Annotated in this window: 15 protein-coding genes; 7 read left to right on the forward strand and 8 right to left on the reverse strand. The window is 48.0% G+C overall.

All coding sequences use genetic code 11. The features are described from left to right. Positions 1 to 419 precede the first annotated feature (419 nt). Entirely contained in the window at positions 420 to 1,628 is a 1,209-nt protein-coding gene (locus G441_RS0110320) for a serine hydrolase domain-containing protein (RefSeq protein ID WP_026376281.1), read from the reverse strand. Between the two features lie 12 nt (positions 1,629 to 1,640). Next, a complete protein-coding gene (locus tag G441_RS0110325; RefSeq protein WP_026376282.1) occupies positions 1,641 to 3,818 on the reverse strand; it encodes a S9 family peptidase in 2,178 nt (725 codons plus the stop codon). Positions 3,819 to 3,922: 104 nt separating this feature from the next. Here G441_RS0110325 and G441_RS0110330 point away from each other — a divergent pair, with 104 nt between their 5' ends. Continuing rightward, complete coding sequence (locus tag G441_RS0110330) at positions 3,923 to 5,149, forward strand: threonine/serine exporter family protein (protein ID WP_026376283.1); 1,227 nt, start codon at positions 3,923 to 3,925, stop codon at positions 5,147 to 5,149. A 209-nt stretch (positions 5,150 to 5,358) separates the two neighbouring features. Next, the gene (locus tag G441_RS0110335; RefSeq protein WP_026376284.1) at positions 5,359 to 5,604 is read left to right on the forward strand and encodes a hypothetical protein; all 246 of its coding nucleotides are present in this window, start codon (positions 5,359 to 5,361) and stop codon (positions 5,602 to 5,604) included. 80 nt (positions 5,605 to 5,684) lie between these two features. Here the strand turns inward: G441_RS0110335 and G441_RS0110340 are convergent, their stop codons facing one another. Both G441_RS0110340 and G441_RS18445 read right to left on the reverse strand, forming a co-directional pair. After that, the gene (locus G441_RS0110340) at positions 5,685 to 6,146 is read right to left on the reverse strand and encodes a hypothetical protein (RefSeq protein ID WP_156896346.1); all 462 of its coding nucleotides are present in this window, start codon (positions 6,144 to 6,146) and stop codon (positions 5,685 to 5,687) included. A 109-nt stretch (positions 6,147 to 6,255) separates the two neighbouring features. Next, positions 6,256 to 7,950, reverse strand: a complete 1,695-nt coding sequence (locus G441_RS18445) for an ATP-binding protein (RefSeq protein WP_051275513.1) — start codon at positions 7,948 to 7,950, stop codon at positions 6,256 to 6,258. 110 nt (positions 7,951 to 8,060) lie between these two features. Between G441_RS18445 and G441_RS18450 the strand changes: the two genes are divergently transcribed. Next, positions 8,061 to 9,338, forward strand: a complete 1,278-nt coding sequence (locus tag G441_RS18450) for an MFS transporter (RefSeq protein WP_034474919.1) — start codon at positions 8,061 to 8,063, stop codon at positions 9,336 to 9,338. A 50-nt stretch (positions 9,339 to 9,388) separates the two neighbouring features. Here the strand turns inward: G441_RS18450 and G441_RS0110355 are convergent, their stop codons facing one another. From G441_RS0110355 to phoB, 3 genes are all read right to left on the reverse strand, one after another. Beyond that, entirely contained in the window at positions 9,389 to 10,228 is an 840-nt protein-coding gene (locus G441_RS0110355) for a prolyl hydroxylase family protein (protein ID WP_051275515.1), read from the reverse strand. Between the two features lie 77 nt (positions 10,229 to 10,305). Then, complete coding sequence (phoR, locus tag G441_RS0110360; RefSeq protein ID WP_026376287.1) at positions 10,306 to 11,631, reverse strand: phosphate regulon sensor histidine kinase PhoR; 1,326 nt, start codon at positions 11,629 to 11,631, stop codon at positions 10,306 to 10,308. 32 nt (positions 11,632 to 11,663) lie between these two features. Then, a complete protein-coding gene (gene phoB, locus G441_RS0110365) occupies positions 11,664 to 12,353 on the reverse strand; it encodes a phosphate regulon transcriptional regulator PhoB (RefSeq protein ID WP_026376288.1) in 690 nt (229 codons plus the stop codon). Positions 12,354 to 12,626: 273 nt separating this feature from the next. On the opposite strand from phoB, the gene G441_RS0110370 reads away from it, so the two are divergent. The 3 genes from G441_RS0110370 to G441_RS0110380 all read left to right on the forward strand — a co-directional run bounded on the left by G441_RS0110370 (position 12,627) and on the right by G441_RS0110380 (position 17,075). Continuing rightward, positions 12,627 to 14,360, forward strand: coding sequence for a sensor histidine kinase (locus tag G441_RS0110370; protein ID WP_026376289.1), 1,734 nt, complete (start codon positions 12,627 to 12,629; stop codon positions 14,358 to 14,360). An 86-nt stretch (positions 14,361 to 14,446) separates the two neighbouring features. Further along, positions 14,447 to 15,346 (forward strand): recombination-associated protein RdgC, encoded by a 900-nt coding sequence (gene rdgC, locus G441_RS0110375; protein ID WP_026376290.1) that lies wholly within the window; start codon positions 14,447 to 14,449, stop codon positions 15,344 to 15,346. Between the two features lie 196 nt (positions 15,347 to 15,542). Then, the gene (locus tag G441_RS0110380) at positions 15,543 to 17,075 is read left to right on the forward strand and encodes a hypothetical protein (RefSeq protein ID WP_156896347.1); all 1,533 of its coding nucleotides are present in this window, start codon (positions 15,543 to 15,545) and stop codon (positions 17,073 to 17,075) included. 75 nt (positions 17,076 to 17,150) lie between these two features. On the opposite strand, the gene G441_RS0110385 is transcribed toward G441_RS0110380, so the two are convergent. Beyond that, entirely contained in the window at positions 17,151 to 17,987 is an 837-nt protein-coding gene (locus G441_RS0110385; RefSeq protein ID WP_026376292.1) for an HDOD domain-containing protein, read from the reverse strand. A 244-nt stretch (positions 17,988 to 18,231) separates the two neighbouring features. Here G441_RS0110385 and G441_RS0110390 point away from each other — a divergent pair, with 244 nt between their 5' ends. After that, positions 18,232 to 19,911, forward strand: coding sequence for a dipeptidyl-peptidase 3 family protein (locus tag G441_RS0110390; RefSeq protein WP_026376293.1), 1,680 nt, complete (start codon positions 18,232 to 18,234; stop codon positions 19,909 to 19,911). Positions 19,912 to 20,048: the final 137 nt, after the last annotated feature.

Below are 20,048 nucleotides of genomic sequence, written 5' to 3' on the forward strand. Positions count from 1 at the left end.
TGGGTTAAGCGCGTTGTTGAGCGACGGGGCGTTCGACGAGCAGCCGTTGCGTTAGCAAACAAAATGGTCAGAATCGCTTGGGCAATGTTGCACAACCAGCAACCTTACAGAGCATCACAGGCTTTGCAGTCAAGTTAATAAAGTTACTGCAGTACAGTAATGCGGCAATAATTAGGTCAGACCGTCCTTCAAGAGCCTGTTCATCCCGGCGGTTATTAAAACCTTACTTCCGACAAGGTATGAAGGAGCGAGCACATCAATGGACAGGGTTCGCTACCCACTTAAAGTCCGAATATACGCACGCATCTATCACCTAAATTTATCGCCGCTATTGTATTGCACAACCGGAGGAGTCCATATACGGGGTGACGCCCGAAACGTCATTCCTGACGCCGCGTAGCGGCGGTCAGGAATCTCATTCACTTAGAGTGCTCAACTATCGCTCTAAACATTGCCAGATGGCGATCTCTCCAGTTGTGTCCAGGCTCAGTAAAGCGATGATTGCCTGACGTTTTGACTATCACCGTCGCGGCGTCTGGATCGACGTAAATAAACTGATGATAAATCCCTCTGGCCATAAACTCATCCTCGGCGCCGATGGGGATCCACCACTGGTAACCGTAACCATCAGACGAGCTTGATGCCGGATTGTTTTTACCAGGCATCAGATGTGGCTTATCTGGCGTCACCGATTTTTCTACCCACTGCTGTGGCACCAATTGCTGCCCATGCCAATTGCCTTTGTTCAGATACAGCCAGCCAAATTTTGCATAATCTCTCAGAGTTACATTCAGTCCGCCCAGTGCCAGTTCCATACCGTCATCATCACTAAGCCAGTAAGCTTCGTCCTGCATCCCCAGAGGCTGCCAGAGTCGCTCTGAGATGAGCTGGGTAAGTGATTTGCCGCTCACTCTGGTTAACAACATGCCCAGTGCCTGTGTGTCTATGCTGACATAGTGGTGATAGGTGCCAGGCTCACGTTCACGTTGCAGCGACGCGGTGAAGTCATCCAGCGACGTACCAAACGCAATGGCCCGTGAGAAGCGGTTAATGTCTGAATGAAAATCACCGTAATCTTCGTTAAATTTGACACCTGATGACATCTGCAGGATATCTTCAATTTTGACCTTGTCGTAGCCAGTGCCTATAAGTTCCGGTACATAGTCAGTAACGGGATCTTGCAGGCTGGCTATCCAACCCTCTTGTACGGCAATGCCTATCAGTGCAGAAACAAACGATTTGGCGACTGAGAAGGAAATATGCTGATTATCAGCCTGCATGCCTTGGAAATATTGTTCAGCAACAATCTCTCCGTCTTTGATGACCATCAAGCCTGTGGTACCCGAGTCTTTCAGAAATCCCGATACAGACTCGGTTTTACCGGCAACACTAAAACTCTCGGGCAGTGGGCGATAAGCAGTAGGAAACACGAAGGGCTTGGCAGCTGGCGCAATGGTAGTCGTGTTGAACGCATCACGCATGGACAGGAAGTTATGTACGATCTTGTCTTCGTCGTACAGTGTGACAGCCGTATACAGACGGTACAAACTGGACCAATAAAATACGGTCACTGCGCACATGACCGCAGCAAAGGTTACTGCAACCTTGGCCTTGGTAGACATATTCATATCACTATTTCACTACTCGCTTATCCCGTGAGCTAACAGCACAAAGGCATATTCTTCGGCATCATCTTTAAGGCTTCCGTAACGCCCGCTATTGGCAAAATGTCCAGCTCCCATATTCATACGCATCACTAACAAGTTCTGGTCTGTTTTATTGGCGCGCATTTTTGCGGTCCATTTTGCCGGCTCCCAGTAAGTCACACGAGGGTCGTTAAGTCCGCCTGTTACCAGCATGGGTGGATAGGACGTTTTTTCAATATTATCGTAGGGCGAATAAGCTTTGATAACCTCAAAGTAGGTTTCACTCTCAATCGGATTTCCCCACTCCTGCCACTCTGGGGGAGTTAATGGTAGCGATGCGTCCAGCATAGTATTGAGTACATCAACAAAAGGCACAGCTAGCGTTGCAGAACGCCACAATTGCGGTTCCTGCACCACAGCAGCTCCGACTAACTCCCCTCCAGCACTTCCTCCTACAATAGAGATATTGCCTTTTGCCGTGTAGCCCTCATCAATCAGGTGTCTGGCCACATCAATAAAGTCATTAAAGGTGTTTTGTCGCTTCTCGAGCTTACCGTCCAGATACCATTGGTAACCCATATCATCGCCGCCACGTACGTGCGCAATGGCAAACACAAAGCCTCGCTCCAGCAAACTGAGTCGTGTCCCTGAAAAAGTAGGCGACATAGCAATACCATAAGCACCATAACCGTAAAGCAACAGAGGCTGTGAGCCATCTTTTTTGATGCCTTTTTTATACACCAGAGAAATAGGCACAGCCGCACCGTCCCGTGCAGGCGCCATCAGCCTTTCGGTCACGTAGTCAGTTGAGTCATAGCCAGAGGGAATACGCTTCACTTTGCGGGTGATCAGTTCTCTACTGTCTATTTCAAAGTCGTAGATCGTATCCGGCGTGATCATTGACTCATAACTAAGACGTATATGCTGCTGAGTGAAGCTTGGATTGTAGGAAATTGACGCGCGATACACCGGCTCAGGAAACGCGATATAATAATCGTTACCGCCATTCGGCATGACGCGTATTTGATCAATGCCGTTGTTGCGCTCTTGCAATACCATACGATCTGCAAAGACTTGCAGTCTGCGTAAGTAGAGTGCATCCGCCCCTTCAATCAATGTTTGCCAGCTAGCGTAATCTGGCGTGTTGTCTTTCACTTTTGCCAGTCGGCCATTCACGTGAGTGTCGTTGGCAATAATGTAAAAGTCACCATTGCCATGATCGACATCTGCGTAAAAACCCTGCTGACGTGATTTGAGCATCAAAGGAGGGCGTTTTACGTCAGCGACAGGGACTGCCAGCACTTCGTTGTTTTCTCGCTGTTCACTGGTCAGAAGCAGAAATTCTTCGCTGCTGGTTTGTGAAAACCCCAGAAAAAAGCTGTCGTCATGTTCGGTGAATAGTGTGCGATCTTCTGAAATGTCGCGTCCAACGGAATGAACATTGATACTTCTGGTAAACCAGCGTTCCGGGTCGAGCTGTCCATACACCAGGGTGTGGGTATCTTTTAGAAACAGCACATCATCACGGATATTATCGTGTGCGGTCATCATGACTTCACCACTACGCATGTCTTTCACGTACAACTGATATCGTTCATCTCCTGAGGTATCAATGGTATAAGCCAAGAAGGAGTGGTCAGAGCTTAGGGTCCAGTCACCCATCACGAAATAATCATGACCTTTGGCCAACTCAGGTTCACTCAGTAACACCTCTTCCTGACCTGATTCAAGATTGCGCCATAACCAGGTGCGATACTCATCACCTTTGCGAAATTCCCAGCGAAATTCATAGCCGTCTTTTTCATAAGGTACAGAGGTATCAGTTTCTACCATCCGCCCTTTGAACTCATTGAATAAGGTATCAACCAGCTTTTTATGCGGCGCTAGCCATTTATTGAAATAGTCGTTTTCGGCATGTAGATAATCCAGAACATCTTTATCATCAACGGTCGGATAACTCTGATCCTTAAGCCAATGGTAAGGATCGTCAATCCGCTTTCCGTGATATTCAGCCGAATAGGGAATAGGTTTGGCCTCAGGAGCAGGCGTATTGAGCTGTTGTAAGAAAGAGGTAATCACTGGCTGTGGTACTTGTGTTGGTGGTGTATTTGGCGCTTTTGTGCATGCGGCAACGAGCCATGTTGCCAGCACGACGGCTATCCTGCATTTCATACATTCATCCTTGGATTTAAGAGAAATTGTTATAGCAGATGAGGGCTTGGTTGCATAGACTATCGCAGATTGTTCTGTGCGGTAATGGAAGTCAGGAGCGGTACTTGGATAAGGCCAAATTTACACAAATTCGTCGATTTATCGTAAAACTCGGCAGAATGTTACATAAGTACGAGACACCGTCGTTCCGACTGGAAGCGCATTTGATGGAAGTCGCCAGTTATCTCGGCGTACGCGCCTCCTTTAACAGCACCCCAACATCCATCATTTTTATGATTTGGAGTGAGGGGCATGAAGATGAGTACACGCATGCAGCGCGACTGGAACCCGGCGAGCTGGATCTTGGCTCTCTGGGCCGCATTGATGAATTGGTATCTGAACTGCTATCAGGAAAGCTGACTATCGATGAAGCCGATCAGAGGCTCACCGAAATTGATAACTCCCCCGGCGTATTTCATCCACTGGTTTCAATGCTAGCTTACGGGATGACAACGGGCGCATTTGCTCTGTTGATGGGAGCTAGCTGGCACGATGTGGGTTGGACCGCCATGATCGGGCCGGTAATGTTTTTATTTGTAGCGTGGTCCGGTCGCTCAAAGCGTGTCAAATTAATGCTCGAGCCGGCAGTAGCCATGGTGGCAGGCTTAATCGCCTGTTTTGTGAATAGCTATATAGACGGCAGCATTAATGTGCGTCTGGTGGTGCTGTCATCCATTATTATCTTTATACCCGGGCTGGCATTAACCATCGGTCTGGCAGAGCTTTCATCCCGGCATGTTGTATCGGGCACATCCCGTGTCATGGATGCAGTGATGCAGTTATTCAAACTCTATTTTGGCGCATTCCTGGGTATTACGCTGGGCGCATTTCTGTTCCAGCAAACGGACTTTATCCCCGCTGACCCACACCCAATCTGGACCAGGGTATTAGGCGTATTTGTGCTTTGTAGTGCACTGGTGGTGATTTTCAAACTGCGCTTTAAACATGCCCCGTGGGCCATCATTGCCGGTTTTATTGCGTACTTCTGTACTTATTTTGCGTCCCAGTATCTGGAATTTGGCCTAGGTACCTTCGTAGGCGCATTTGCACTAGGAGTTTATGCTAACGCGTTTACACGGTTTGCCAATGCGCCAGCCAGTATTGTGATGATGCAGGGACTGATTGTGCTCGTGCCTGGTTCCAAGACGTATATTGGTCTTAATCAGGTGATATCCGGACAGGAATTTATACAGGCTGAACATGTCGGTCAGGAAACCTTCGTTATCCTGATGTCACTCGTCGCGGGGTTAATCTTCGCCAACGTAGTGATGCCCACGAAGAAGGCGTTATAGTGCAAAACCTGACGGCGAAGACAGCGGAGCGAACATAGTGAGCGACTGTGGAGCTTCAGTCAGGCTTTTGCGCAACCGATTTCACAGTGAGGCAAGCCGTCTCCCTCCCCCGTCTTTCCGGACACCGCGCAGCGGTGAGCCGGAATCTTGGATGCCGCATCGTGCAAAAACTGACGGCGAAGACAATGCAGCGAACATGGTGAGCAACTGTGGAGCTTCAGTCAGGCTTTTGCGCAACCGATTTAACGGTGAGGCAAGAGTTCCCAAAAGAGGAGATTCCGCAACAAGTGCGGAATGACGAAACATTTGATATCTGCGCAACCGGTTTCACAGTGAGGCAAGAGTTTCCAAAAGAGGAGATTCCGCAACAAGTGCGGAATGACGAAACGTTTGATATCTGCGCAACCGATTTCACAGTGAGGCAGGAGTTCCCAAAAGAGCAGATGCCGCACTAAATGCGGCATGACGGATGGTGTGTGCGGAATGACGGCGGAACTGTACTAGTGACGGGTCTGCGCTGGTAACGAGGGAGGTTTTACTCCCACTCCTTCACGGCTACCACGACGCCGTTGCCAGCCGACTGGGCAAATCCCGCCTCTGGCATGGTAACGGTATTGACTGAATCCATAAACTGATTGGCACTGTTGCGACGACGCAATGACACGTTTAACACATCGGCCTTGTCTTTATCTCCAAATAACACACCGGTGGTTTTCGGGATAGAACCGTCGTCTGATAACGCAACGCGATATAAGCTGCTCGAGGGAACCCCGCTGTAGTATTTTTCTTTTGGATGCAATCTGGCGTGAAAAAGCTCGACTACAGCTTGTTTTTCAGGATGACAAACCAGGATAGTCAAACGTCGTAACTGCGGATTTTTAACTTCCGGTTTGGCTTCAGGTAACTGCAATGCAGCTTGAATGGCATCGTCACACTGAGCGGCGACGGTGTGACTGGAAATCACTATCAATAACGCGGCAATGGTGCTGCGTAGCATGTCAGTCTCCTTGGTACTACAAAAAAGGCACACCATCATACCGATAGCGTGCCTTTGAAATCCAGCATTCAGATAAATTCGGCGCAGAATCCACAGCCACAATATTAACTCAGCTTATTAATTTTTTAATAATGTTAACCAATGCGTGTTTATCCACAGGTTTACTGAGGTAATCATTCATGCCTGCAGCCAGACACTTTTCACGGTCGCCCTCCAGCGCGTTAGCCGTCAGCGCAATAATGGGAATCTGACAAAATGCTTCGCCTGCCAGACCGCTTCGGATCGCGAGTGACGCCTGATAACCATCCATCACCGGCATCTGACAATCCATCAGAATGACATCAATATTTTCTGGTTTGGATGTTTGCAGAAACCGTATCGCGTCCTCTCCATTATCGGCCATTGAGACATTCACCCCCAAGCCTTCAAGGACTTCCTGCAATATTGTCTGGTTGATAAGGTTGTCTTCTACAACAAGCAAGGACATCCCAGTAAGTTCCTCTACCTTCAAAGTGTTGTCATGCAGGCTCTCATTTGGGGCGCTAGCCATTCCCAGCATCACTTCAATGCTGAATGCAGAGCCATTTTCAGGTTCACTTTGAACGTGAATAGTGCCGCCCATCAATTTCAGGATTTGTTTACAAATAACCAGCCCTAGCCCTGTACCCTGAACCAACTTTGTGCTGCTGTTATCCACCTGCTGAAAAGGTTTAAACAGTGTCGCGAGCTGCTCGGGTGACATACCGATCCCAGAGTCTTTTACCTCACAGGTAAACCGCCACTGCTTCCCTTCCTGTAACAGGTCAGCAGATAGCTCAATGCTTCCTTGATGGGTAAATTTAGCAGCATTGCTCAGCAAATTAAGTAAGACCTGTTGCAGACGGGTTTTGTCTCCCTGCACGTATTTCTTGCCTTGCCAGCCTTTTTTGACCTGCAGTCGATTGCCGTTCTCGCTGGCTTTCGGTTCAACAATGGCCAATACCTGAACAATTAACTCGTCCAGGCAGAAGGCGGTAGAAGACAGCGCCAGTTTGCCCGCCTCAATTTTTGAATAGTCGAGAGTATCGTTAACTATATTTGATAATAGCTCAGCACTTTGTCTGGCCAGCGCCAGTTTTCTGCGCTGCTGTGCATCCAGGCTGGGGTCATCAATAAGGTCCAGCATGCCAACGACACCCGCTATTGGCGTGCGAATTTCATGACTCATGTTAGCGAGGAAGCGACTTTTTTCTCTCGCCGCCGCCTCCGAATCTAATCGAAGCTGATGCTCGCGCTCAACAAATTGTCCTGCTCGCATAAACAGCAGACGCATTCCGCTTAGGATCACTAATTGGCCAACAAACATGACCAGTAACCAGCGCAGGTCAACCCCTTCATATTGAAATTGCGTCGCCACTCCAACACTTAACAGAAGACTTGGTGTGGCAATCAGCAAATAGCCCGCCGTAACCGCGCGATGCGTGACAACAGATATCGAAAACGTACTGATCAATAGCGCGACGGCGGCGTGGGTCACATTACCATTGACTACCGCGTTAATATTGGCGATAAGCAAAATAATGATACTAAGCGTTAACGATAATGCGCTGGAGTTTAAATGTTGCCTGTAGTGATGCAGCGAATAGAACATCAATATGATGGCAGAGAGAGCAAACAGCGGCACAGGCCTGAAATTATCGACCGCATTGAAATATACAACGATAAGCAGCAGTGGTATCGAGAACCATACCAGTGCTCTTAGCAGGGCGGTAATATACGCATGCTTAAGTTGTTCTTTATCGCTTGATAGATAAGATGTCGGCATAACAGGCAGGTACAGGCACCGGTGAGTAATATCGCCTAGACTATGAGCATAACGCTCAATGTATTAACCGGCAATATTGATTGCCCTGGCACAAGAGTGACCGAAAAGTAGTGAAAGCGTTTACATCATTATATTCTACTAACCTGTTTCTGGTCGGCGGCACCGGACTGTTAACCACTTACCTTGCCTTGTACATGGGCGAAAAAGGCATGTCCGCAAACTGGATCGGGCTGCTAACGTCAGCGTATTACCTGGGCCTGTTAGTGGGCGCCAAAGTAGGATACCGCCTGATTAAATCAGTCGGCCATATTCGAACCTTCTCAGCCAGTACTGCAATTGTGATTGCCTGTGTTGCCGCACACGGCCTGCATGACAATATCTACTTATGGTTGTTTCTCAGAGTTGTCGTTGGCGTCGGCATGATGTCCAATTATATGGTGCTGGAAAGCTGGCTCAACGAACAGGCAAAGCCGGAACAGCGAGGCAAGGTCTTTTCCATTTATATGATCACCTCATACCTGGGCATGGTCGCCGGTCAGTATACCCTGACCTACTTCCCTGAACTGGGTTACGCGCCGATGTTTCTGGTCTGTATTGCTCTGTCGTTTGGTATTGTGCCCATCTCTACCACCAGCCGCATTCACCCAAAACCATTAAAACCAGTAACGGTGAGTATGTTCAGCTACTTCGAAAAAATACCGCAGTCGCTGACAGCCATTCTGTTTGCCGGGATCATCAATGGTAGCTTTTACGGACTTGCGCCCTTGTATGCCAGTCTGGCAGGATTCAGTTCAGAGGAAATTGCCAAGTTTATGTCACTGACTATTTTGGCTGGTCTGCTCGCTCAATGGCCAATGGGTATCGTCTCCGATAAGGTGCGCCGCAGCCTGTTGCTGCGTATCAACGCCGTGCTAATAGCCCTGACCTGTGTCGGCATGTTCGCATTCACTGGACATGTGCTACTGACTTACATTCTGACTTTCATTTTTGGTCTGTTTGCTTTCACGCTGTACCCGCTGTCATCCGCACTGGCCAATTCAAGGGTAGATGATGATGAGCGCGTTGGCGTTTCCTCGGCCTTGCTCGGTACCTTTGGCATTGGCGCTAGCATAGGCTCTATGCTTATTGCGCAGGTGATGGGCTGGCTCGGATATGAGGCATTTTATGCCACTATTGCCTTGCTCTGTGTGATGATGTTTTCCCTGCTGACCACAATCAACGCCCGCCAAAAGGCGGAAAAAGTGTCTCACAGCGATTACGTTGTCGGCGGGTCTGATATTACCGCATCACCGCTGGCGGCGACCCTTGACCCTCGCATAGAAAATGATATTGCTGAAGAACAATTATTAATCGTTGATGATGAAGAGAAGGCGGCAAAAGAAAACTGATATTTGGATAGTGTAATTAACAAGTCCGAGCATTCAGTAAGTAGATTGGATCAGGCATTTCTTTGCGGCTGTGAAAGCGACCTATTCCTAACCCGAAACCACTTTGTGATAATCACCTTCTCGCCTGCGGTGACGGGATGGGCATGATGCAGCGTATCAGGGTTAACCGTACCGTCGGGATAGAGGTTATTCCAGGCCAGAGCAGTGCCCAGAGTCGGTTTGAATGAATGACCCAGGCGCACAAACTCGGTTTGCCCACCCTCACAGTCTTCATTCAGATAAATCATGAATGTCCAGGTACGCTGACCCTGCTCTGCACAGAACTTCTTGTACTCCTCAGAGCCAGGCTGAAAATAGTCAGTATGGGCTTTGAACTGCTGTCCGATGTCATAGTGCTGAGCCTGGATCACTTCATCGTGTCCGCCTATAAGTCCCATGTAATCAATGATCTTGCGATCAATTTGTTCCGCCAACGGATCGTTGGTATAGGGAAGATCACAGGAACTGGAGGTTCTGAACGTCTGGTACGTGTTGGGCGACACGGTTGATATTTCAGATGGACGCAACTTGGTTTTGGTCAGTTCAACCAGCGCCAGGCATTCTGCTGCAGTTAAGAAATTATCGATGCGATAAAGCTGTATTTTGTCCGACTGAATTGGTTTCACGTCAGCCTTCTGCGCTTTGTTAATCAGGTCAGGCTCACTAAGACGTTTAAAAAAAGCTCCATCCTCAACGTGCTTAAGTGTCGAAGGCAGATTATTACCTAGCACAGACTTACATGCCTCAAACGTAAAACCATTTTCCATCAGCGTAGCGTACAAATGTTCGGGATCTACGCCGCGCAAAAGATTATCGAGCACCCACTTTTTCCATGCCGCAGGCAAAGTCATGACAACTCCCTACTTAAATTTCAGCAATTCGCACGTTTGATGAAAAGTCATAGTATGCACACTTACAGCGTTTCATTTTACGAATGATTTACCTCTGGCCGTGGTTCTGCAACCGTAAGTTCTTCAGGAAACGAAAACGAAAATTCACTGCCCTGTCCGAACTTACTACGAATATGCAGCTTCGTATTATGATGGCTTAAAACATGCTTAACGATAGCAAGGCCAAGTCCCGACCCTCCTGTTTTTCGTGAGCGTGCCGTGTCGACTCGGTAAAACCGCTCTGTTAAGCGATTAAGGTGCTTCTCCGCAATACCGTCGCCGTTATCTTTGACGGCAAAGCGCGCTTTATCACCACTGCGATGCCAGTACACGTCGATTTTTCCTTTTGCCGGCGTGTAGTGTATGGCGTTAAAGATAAGATTAGAGAATGCACTGCGTAGTTCCGTCTCGACACCGTACACTTTCAGCTGAGGTTCAATGTGTAGCGTGATTTCATGAGACTTTTCTTTGTTCAACGTATTCGCCTCAATTTGGATTTCGTTTAGTACTGCGGGCACGTCGACCATTGTTTCAGAAATGCGCTCTTCACTAGCCTCAATTCTGGACAAGACTAATAGCTGCTCAACCAGGCTTTGCATGCGACGAGTCTGTATCGCCATTTCTTTATATGCCTTTCGCTTAAAGCCCTTTGGCAGGCCTGCGTCACTGGGTAGTACTTCAAGGTAACCATTTAACACCGTAAGGGGTGTTTTTAGCTCATGGGACACATTAGCTACAAAATCCTTGCGCATATTTTCCAACTGCGTCAGGCGTGTCACATCACGGGCGATGAGTAACAAGTGGTCCCCGCCATAAGGCATTATGCGATATTCAAAAATCTTACTGAGATTAGTCGGCGATGGCACCTCAATTGGAAAATCAAACTGACCTGCATGGAAGTATTCTTTAAATTTTGGATGGCGAATAAAGTTATCGATACGCCTGCCTGCATCATCAGGCCATTTCAGGCCTAACTCAATCGTAGCTAGACGGTTACACCATTCAATACACCCGTGATTATCAACCACCACTGCTGCATCTGGAACCGCCTCTGAGCCCTCACGAAAGCGTTTAACTACGGCCCCAAGCTTCTTGCGCTTGGTTCTGTTACGGCGCTGCAGATAATATATGCCGTCATAGATATGTTCCCATATCCCCCCTAATTTGGGAGGAGATAGTCTGCGGCTATGCCATAGCCAGTGATTCAACCGGTACAGATTCCAATAAGTTATGGTCAGTACAGTCAAGGCTCCGACTGCAATCGACAATAGCATTTCACCAGTCAACGCTCCGAACGCTAACACCAACGTAGCGACGCCAATTAGGCGCAACAGACTTTTAAATAATGAAAATTGTTGATGCATCGAATGCGTCTGAGCCTGTGTCTGTCAGCTGGTCATTTTTTCGTGGAAAACCGATATCCGGCCCCTCGCACTGTCTGAATGAATTCGTCATGACCATATTTTGAGATAGATTTACGTAGGCGTCGAATATGCACATCTACGGTGCGATCTTCAACGTAAACATTCGTTCCCCATACATTATCAAGCAGCTGTTCACGACTGTATACCCGCTCTGGATGGGTCATGAAGAAATGCAGTAACTTGAATTCTGTAGGGCCCATATCCAACGGTTCGTCATTTGCCATTACGCGATGCGACACGGGCTCAAGTACCAAACCGTTAAATTCGATTGGCTCTTCGGACGAGGTAGGTGCCGCGCGGCGCATAACCGCTTTGATTCTGGCCACCAACTCTTTAGGTGAAAACGGCTTAGTGATGTAATCATCTGCGCCGGCATCCAGGCCGCGGATTTTATCGTCTTCCTCGCCACGAGCGGTAAGCATAATGATAGGGATATCACGAGTGAACTCGTGCTGTTTCAGTCGCTTGGCCAACTGCACCCCACTGCCACCTGGCAACATCCAATCAAGCAGGATTAAGTCTGGGTAAGGTTCTTTGATCAGATCCAATGCGACGTCAAAGTCTTCTGCTTCCACTGCATTGAATCCCGATTGTTCCAACACGAACATTAACATCTCACGGATGGGGGCTTCATCTTCTACTAATAAGACTCGACGGGACATCGGTTTTATCCTGTTCATACAAAAGCCATTATTATTGAGAGAAGTTATGACAGTTTTATTAAAGTGAATAACTATTAGTGTCAAGTTATTGCACCATAAAGTACGAAGTGCGAATACCTACAGTGGACAAATATCAGTAAAGATTGCTGCAAAATTTATCGCTAATTGGTTAAAACCTGTGCAAGGTATGTTGTGAAATGTTGTAATTATGAATATTCTTGCATCATAACGTTCATTCAGGTGTAACACCGACGCCATCAGTAGGAAGTGAGAATGCCACAAGTCAAGACAGGATTGTCCAAAAAGCTGTTGACTCGGGTGTTGTCGGTTTACTTCATTTTGACGCTGATTGTTACCGTCGGTCAGATCTTTACTGAATACCTGAGCACCAAGAACCATATTGAGGGAGAGCTGCAAACCCTCAAAAACACCTTCAGTGTCAGCCTTACCCGAGCCATTTGGGAATTAAACACGCCTCAGGCAAAAAGTATTGCCGCCGGTCTAATGGAATTGCCGATTGTTGAAGGTGTACATATCCGCGATGAAAACGGCGTTGATATTGCCCGGGAAGGATTAGCAGAAGATATTGAGCAGACTTCTGGACTGGTCAGAACGGGAGTAATGCGAGATTTACCCGGCGGCGTGTTCGGTTACAGTTTCCCTCTTATTTTTGAATTCTCAGGTCGAACCTCAAACGTTGGCGACGTCACCCTGTATTCAAGCTTTGGCATCATATTTGGACGTATTGAAGTCGGCGTGTTTTTCCTGATTGGTAATGCGATCATCAAAACGGCCTTTTTGGTATTTTTATTCCTCAACGCGTTTAGGCGGATGCTGTCAGAGCCACTGGCAGAGATGACGCAGCAAATGAGCGAGTTTGACCCTCAGCGTCCGGAAAGCTCGAAGCTTCATGCGGTGATTGAGGATGACAATGAACTCAATATGCTGCAAACCTCCTATAACAACCTGATCGATAGTCTGATTGACTCGCAAAACAAGCTCAGGGGCACGCAATCGGAGCTGGAAGTCGCCAATCGTAAGCTTGACGATCAGAACCTGTTGCTTGAACAGGAAGTGGCCAAGAAAACCGCATCGCTGAGTAAAATCATGCTGGATCTGGAACAGCAGAAAGATGAACTGGTTGCCAAGCAGCGTGAGTTAAAACAAGAAAATGAAAACCGTCAGTACATCGAAGATGAATTGAGAAAGCGTAACAGTGAGCTGGCAGAGTCGATGCAGACCATCCAGTTGGCGAAAGACCAGCTTGTTGAATCAGAGCGCATGGCATCATTGGGCGGACTGGTTGCCGGCATTGCACACGACGTAAACACACCACTTGGCGTTGGCGTGACCGCTGCAAGCTTTTTGCAGGAGCGCATCAATTCGCTGAACAGCGATTTTGAGAATAAATCGCTAACCAATAAATCCATGGCGACTTTCCTCAACGAAGCACAGCAAACAACCAGTCTATTGCTCAGTAACCTGAATCGCGCATCAGAGCTTGTCGCCAGTTTTAAGCAGGTTGCCGTGGATCAGACCAGCGAAGCAGAGCGAGAGTTTGTGCTTAAGGATTACCTTGAGGAAGTCGTCAAGTCACTGGCACCCAGCTTTAAAAACACCCAACATGAAATCAACGTAGAGTGCCCTGATGATCTGGTCATCCGCTGCGCGCCAGGTGTGATTGCTCAAATCTTTACCAATATGATCATGAACTCCCTAATCCACGGATTTGAGAATAAAAATAAAGGCGCTATTAATATTGCTGTTACCAATGATAAAGACAGTGTGCACATCAGTTATCAGGACAACGGAAAAGGGCTGCCTGAAAGCGCATTACTCAAACATTTTGATGCGTTTTACACAACACGTCGCGGTAAAGGCGGCAGTGGACTGGGTACCCATATTATGTACAACCTGGTCACTCAGGCGTTAAACGGTCAGATAGAAGCCCTGAGTGAAGTGGGTGAAGGACTGACTTACAACATCACCTTTCCTCTAAAACAATAGTCGTTAAGTCCTCTCGACTCTTTCTCTTTTGCATTTCGGCTGGTAGTCTTGCCGGCCTTTTCTAACAGACTTCGGATGGACTTCGCATGTGGTTTAAAAACGCGCGGTTTTATCGTTTAACCAGCCCCCTTACATTGCAGGATGAGACGCTGCAATCACAGCTCACTGAGTGCGCATTCCGTCCCTGCGGCAAGCAGGAGACGGCGACCATGGGTTTCTCCCCCCCTCTTGGCAGTGGTGAATTGCTGTATCACTGTACCGACGACAGATACTGGTTTACGCTGAAGAAGCAGGAGCGTTTGCTGCCGGGTGCCGTCGTGAACGCTGAACTTGAAGAGAAAGCGGCACAAATTGAAGCAGAGACGGGCTCACCTCTGGGTAAAAAAGCCAAATCTGACCTGAAGCAGGAGATCATGCATCGCCTGCTACCCCAGGCCTTCACCAAAAACACGCTGACCCATGGTTTTATCTCTGTGAAAGACAATCTTGTGGTTGTCGACGCATCGGCAGACGGTCGCGCAGAAGCGTTCCTTGCCATGCTGCGCAAAGCGATGGGCTCACTGCCGGTGGTACCGCTGGCGAAACGCAGCATACAGGCAGATCTGACCATCTGGCTGGCAAAAAATAAACTTCCCGAATCATTAATACTCGGCGATGAAGTTGAACTCAAGTCAAGCGGCGATGACGGCGTGGTCCGCGCGAAGAAGCTGGATATCAGCACAGATGAAGTGTTACAGCACGTCGACGCTGGCAAGCTGGTACAAAAGATTGCCCTGGAGTGGGACGACACGCTGACCTGCTTACTGCAAGAAGACCTTGCTGTTAAACGCATCAAGTTTACGGATGTCATCCGTGAGCGAAACGACGATATACCTAAAGACGATAAAGCAGCGCGGATGGATGCTGACTTTGCTTTACTCAGTGCCGAATTAACGCGTTTCGCCATGTTTCTTGATGACGCTCTGTCTTTGCAGGACGAGCAATAAAGCCCCCCTCTCTTTGAGTTCAACTCCGAAGAGAGGGTTTCTTTCTCCTCTCGTTGACACATTTTTTAACATCTTTCCTCACTAAACTACGAAATATTTCGTTTTAAACCTTGAATGTACGAAACCCTTCGTCTTAAATGAATGTCACAGGTCTAATATGCCTGGTGAGACACATAAAGATAAGAAGGAAATCACCATGAATGCTACTCGCTCAGCCCTTGCACTTTCAATAGCGTGTCTGTTATCCGCCTGTGGCGGGTCTGACGATGCGCCAACAGCATCAGTATCTGTTCCGACACCGGCACCCACACCGTCACCTACGCCAACCCCGACGCCTTCGTCATCAGACAAGGACGGTGTCTTTACCGGTAGTGCCAGTGAAACGTCATCTACAGCGGCACTGGATACGACGGCAGTTATCGCTCCAGACGGTAACGCTGTCATTATCGTTGGCGCTGGGCAAGCGGTGTTCAAAGTGGATCTGCAAGCTGGTGAGAATGGCACTATTGATATTGAAGGCGTGCGCTTCAGTGATAATCAAACCGTGACTGTTTCTGGTACTACAGACGGGCAGTCCTATGAACTTGATATCAATAACGATGGTGAACTGCTCTATGAGTTGATGCTCAGCAAAGATGCACAGAACTCAGACAATTCGTCGTCTTTAACCGGCTATTACACGCTCAGTGATAGCGAGTTCACCAGCGCAGCAGTAGTACTGGAAGATGGCATGTTAAAAGGCAATGACGCCTTGTATTGCCAGTACTCAGGTACCTACTCCGGGCTTGCGACGAACGTTGTATCTGTTGACGTTGAGATAAGCGATCTCGCTCCTCTCTCCTGTCCAAATAAAGGGAGTTATCAAGGTCTTGCTTCTCTACTTAATGCAGACGCGGGAGTCATGGGAAGTAATGAACTCTTGCTAGCGCTGTATAATGACCAGGGCGGGTTCATTCGTCCTGTTATTAAATCTTCTGAAGATCCGGTCGTGCCCGGATTACCAGCAGGACTGTACTCACAGACTGGCTCTCCTGACTATGAAGATATCTCCTTTGCGGTCAGTCACGATGGGCAAATGACGGGCGCAATCACTAACAAACTGCTAAGCGGTTATTTCAATGCGACGCCTGTCTATACTGGCGCTGGATACGTGTTCTACGATGATTTCATGCGCTATTTCAATAAGTCCTCTTATCTGATCAATCAGGGCTATTTGCTGATAGCAGACTCTGATTGGCAACAGCTATTTGTGCAATCGGACAGTCAGGCAACCGACGCCATCCAAAGCAGCAGTGCAGATGTCGTTTTGGGCTTGACCGATTTCGACACTTATCGATATGAAACGACTATGGCAATGTACAAACATTCAACAGCAGACTATCCCATTCAATTTAGTCAGCTGGCTGGACGATACGTACCGGAAAACGGCGATATAGACGTCACCGTGAATGCTGATGGCAGCTTTTCAGGCACACATCACAGTTGCAACGTCGAGGGCATAATCAGTGAGCGCAGTGATACGCCCGTTCAGGAATTTAGTATCGAGTTCACGCGCAGTGAATGCCCGGGGTCAAATAACTTTAGCAAGGATGGTCCGTATCAAGGATTCGGCTTTGCCAGCAACAACGCTGATGATGGCAGTTGGGAGTTATCATTATTTACCAGTGGATTTACTGACGTAGGCAAAATCACCAATCTGTTGACCTTCAAGTCTTCGGACAAGCAGTAAAAAACATTCCCAAACAACCTACAAAAAAAGCACTCATGAAAATGAGTGCTTTTTTGATTCGGAAAAGGCTAGCTATCAGGCAAATATCGATTTGGCGTTATTGCGCATTTCAGCAAAGTCATCACTGTTATATTCGCTAAGCTCTTTTACCAAGCCGCGCTGCACGGTAAGGTTAGCGACTGAATCTTTTTGACTGCCCATTTGATCGGACAGATAGGCACCGACGCGGACAAAATCCAGATAACTCACTTTCTCGGGAATGACCTGTAAGTTTTTCCAATTCTCAGCGATGTTCACAAACTGCTCGCCGAACCCCCATTCACGCATGATCTGACCGCCAATGCGCCCGGCCAGTTTTTGAATCGCTACATTCAGGAAGGTTGGATTTGCAAACACTTCTTCGTGTCGCTCAGCTTCAGTCAGAATAGGCAATACACCAATGTTGTACACCAATGCAGCCAGGGTCATTGTGTCCATGCTAAGGTCGCGGTTTTTTGTTTCCTTAACATAGTGCTGGAAGGCTGCCATCGCATTAGAGACCACGTTGATCGTGGAATTCCACACCTTATCCATTTCTGCTTTAACGACGTCGTTTTTGGATACAAAAAGCTGCTCCATCGCCAATGCCGTCGCAATGTTTTTTATTTGCGTCAAACCAATACGCGTCACCGCCTGACTAATTGACTCAACCTTAACAGACCGCCCCATGTAGGCACTGTTAGCAATTTTAATCATTCGCGCACTGAGCGAAGGGTCCTGACTAATGACATCGCCCATTGCGTGCAGATTGATATCTGGATCGTCTGCTGCCTTGCGAACCTTCAGGGCTATCGCAGGTAAGGTTGGCAACACTAGTGTATCGTTATTAATCTTCTCGACCAGAATGGTGAGTAGCGCATTCTCTGTAGACATATTCCTACCTTAGCTGTATGGCACGACAGGTTAGCTGATACTTCGTGCCTCATCCTCTCATCGTCCGAAAACAGACGCTTTGGTTAGTATCAACTAATTTTTGTTAATGTAAACGGCAGTGTGGTAGTTTTTTGCCGCGATAATTCATATTTTTAGCAAGATATCATAGGTTGTCGACCCAGTATGTTAGACCAAAGCAGCACGCAGACGACCGCCAGGTAGTGACGACACAATAGGAATAATAATGAAAATACGTACATCACTCAGTGCTCTAGCCGGCTTTATTTTACTCGCAGGTTGTTCTGAAGCACCGCCACCTGCTCCACAAAGCACCCCAGCGGCTTCAGAGGCCAGCCAGGCACCAACGTTATTAGTCAACAACGCGCGCCTCGACATATATTACCCGGTGGACTTAACCACTGACCTGTCACATTTGTCAGAGCAGCAAAAGTCCATGCTGTCAGTTCTGATTGATGCGGCCAAAATCATGGATGACCTGTTCTGGCAACAAGCGTTTGGTGAAGACAAAGACGCATTTCTCAGTCAATTTGATAATGATGCACTTCGTCGTTTTGCCACTATCAACTACGGTCCATGGGATCGCCTGAACGGTGATGCTCCCTTCCTGTCAGGCTATGAGGAAAAATCGCCTGGTGCTCAGTTCTATCCCCATGACATGAGCAAGGAAGAGTTCGAACAAGCAGAGTTTGCCGATAAACGCGGTCTGTATTCGATGGTGAGCAGGGATAATTCGGGCAAGCTTACCAGTATTGCCTATTCACAAGCGTTTTTCGCGCAGTTACAGGAAGCGGCAGCCTTACTAAGACAAGCGGCTGAGCTGGCACAGGACGAAGAATTCGCTCGGTATCTGAGTCTTCGTGCAGATGCACTTCTTAGCGACGAATATCAGCCATCTGATCTGGCTTGGATGGATATGAAAAACAATCCCATTGAGTTGGTTTACGGCCCGATTGAGACCTATGAAGATCAACTGTTTGGCTACCGCGCCGCATTTGAAGCCTACGTGTTGGTCAAAGATCTGGCCTGGAGCGAACGACTGGCGAAGTTTGCACAATATCTGCCAGAGCTACAGCAAGGCTTGCCGGTGGATGAAGCCTACAAGGCCGAAATGCCGGGCTCGAACGCAGACCTTAATGCCTATGATGTGATTTATTACGCCGGGCACTCTAATGCAGGCAGTAAAACCATTGCCATCAACCTACCGAATGACGAAGAGGTGCAACTGGCCAAAGGCACTCGCCGTTTACAGTTAAAGAATGCAATGCGCGCCAAGTTTGACCACATACTCGTGCCTATTGCTGAACAACTTATCGTTGCTGAACAGCGTCAGCACATTACGTTTGACGCGTTCTTTGCCAATACTATGTTCCACGAAGTGGCTCACGGTCTTGGTATCAAAAACACGCTGGATGGCGCAGGTACCGTCAGAGAAGCGCTCAAAGAACATGCTTCTGCGCTTGAAGAAGGTAAAGCAGATATTCTGGGGCTATACATGGTTCAACAGTTGCTAGAGAAAGGTGCGATAGAACAAGGCCAGTTGGAAGACTATTACGTGACCTTTATGGCGGGCATTTTCCGTTCGGTACGTTTTGGTGCATCCAGTGCACACGGACGTGCGAATATGATCCGTTTCAATTACTTCAATGAGATGGGTGCCTTCAGCCGCAATGATAATGGGCTTTACTCAGTCAATATGGAAAAAATGGATGCCGCCATCGACTCGCTGTCTGAGCTTATCCTGACCTTACAGGGTGACGGAAATTATCAGGGTGTCGCTGAACTTGTGGCTGACAAAGGCGTGATTAAAGCGCAACTGGCTGACGATCTGGCAAGATTGACAGATGCCAATATACCGGTTGATATTCACTTTAATCAGGGTAAAGAGGTATTAGGGCTGAAGTAACCCGTTTAACACCCTTCATAGTTATTGCCGCGCCCTTTTTGGCATTGCTGCGCCCTTTTTGGCATTCCATGCCCTTATTGTTATTGCCGCGCAGGCGGCAATCTAAGACACCGGACAGCTGCTACGCAGATTCCGGT

The sequence above is a fragment of the Aestuariibacter salexigens DSM 15300 genome (genome assembly GCF_000429145.1).
Classification (GTDB): Bacteria; Pseudomonadota; Gammaproteobacteria; order Enterobacterales; family Alteromonadaceae; genus Aestuariibacter; species Aestuariibacter salexigens.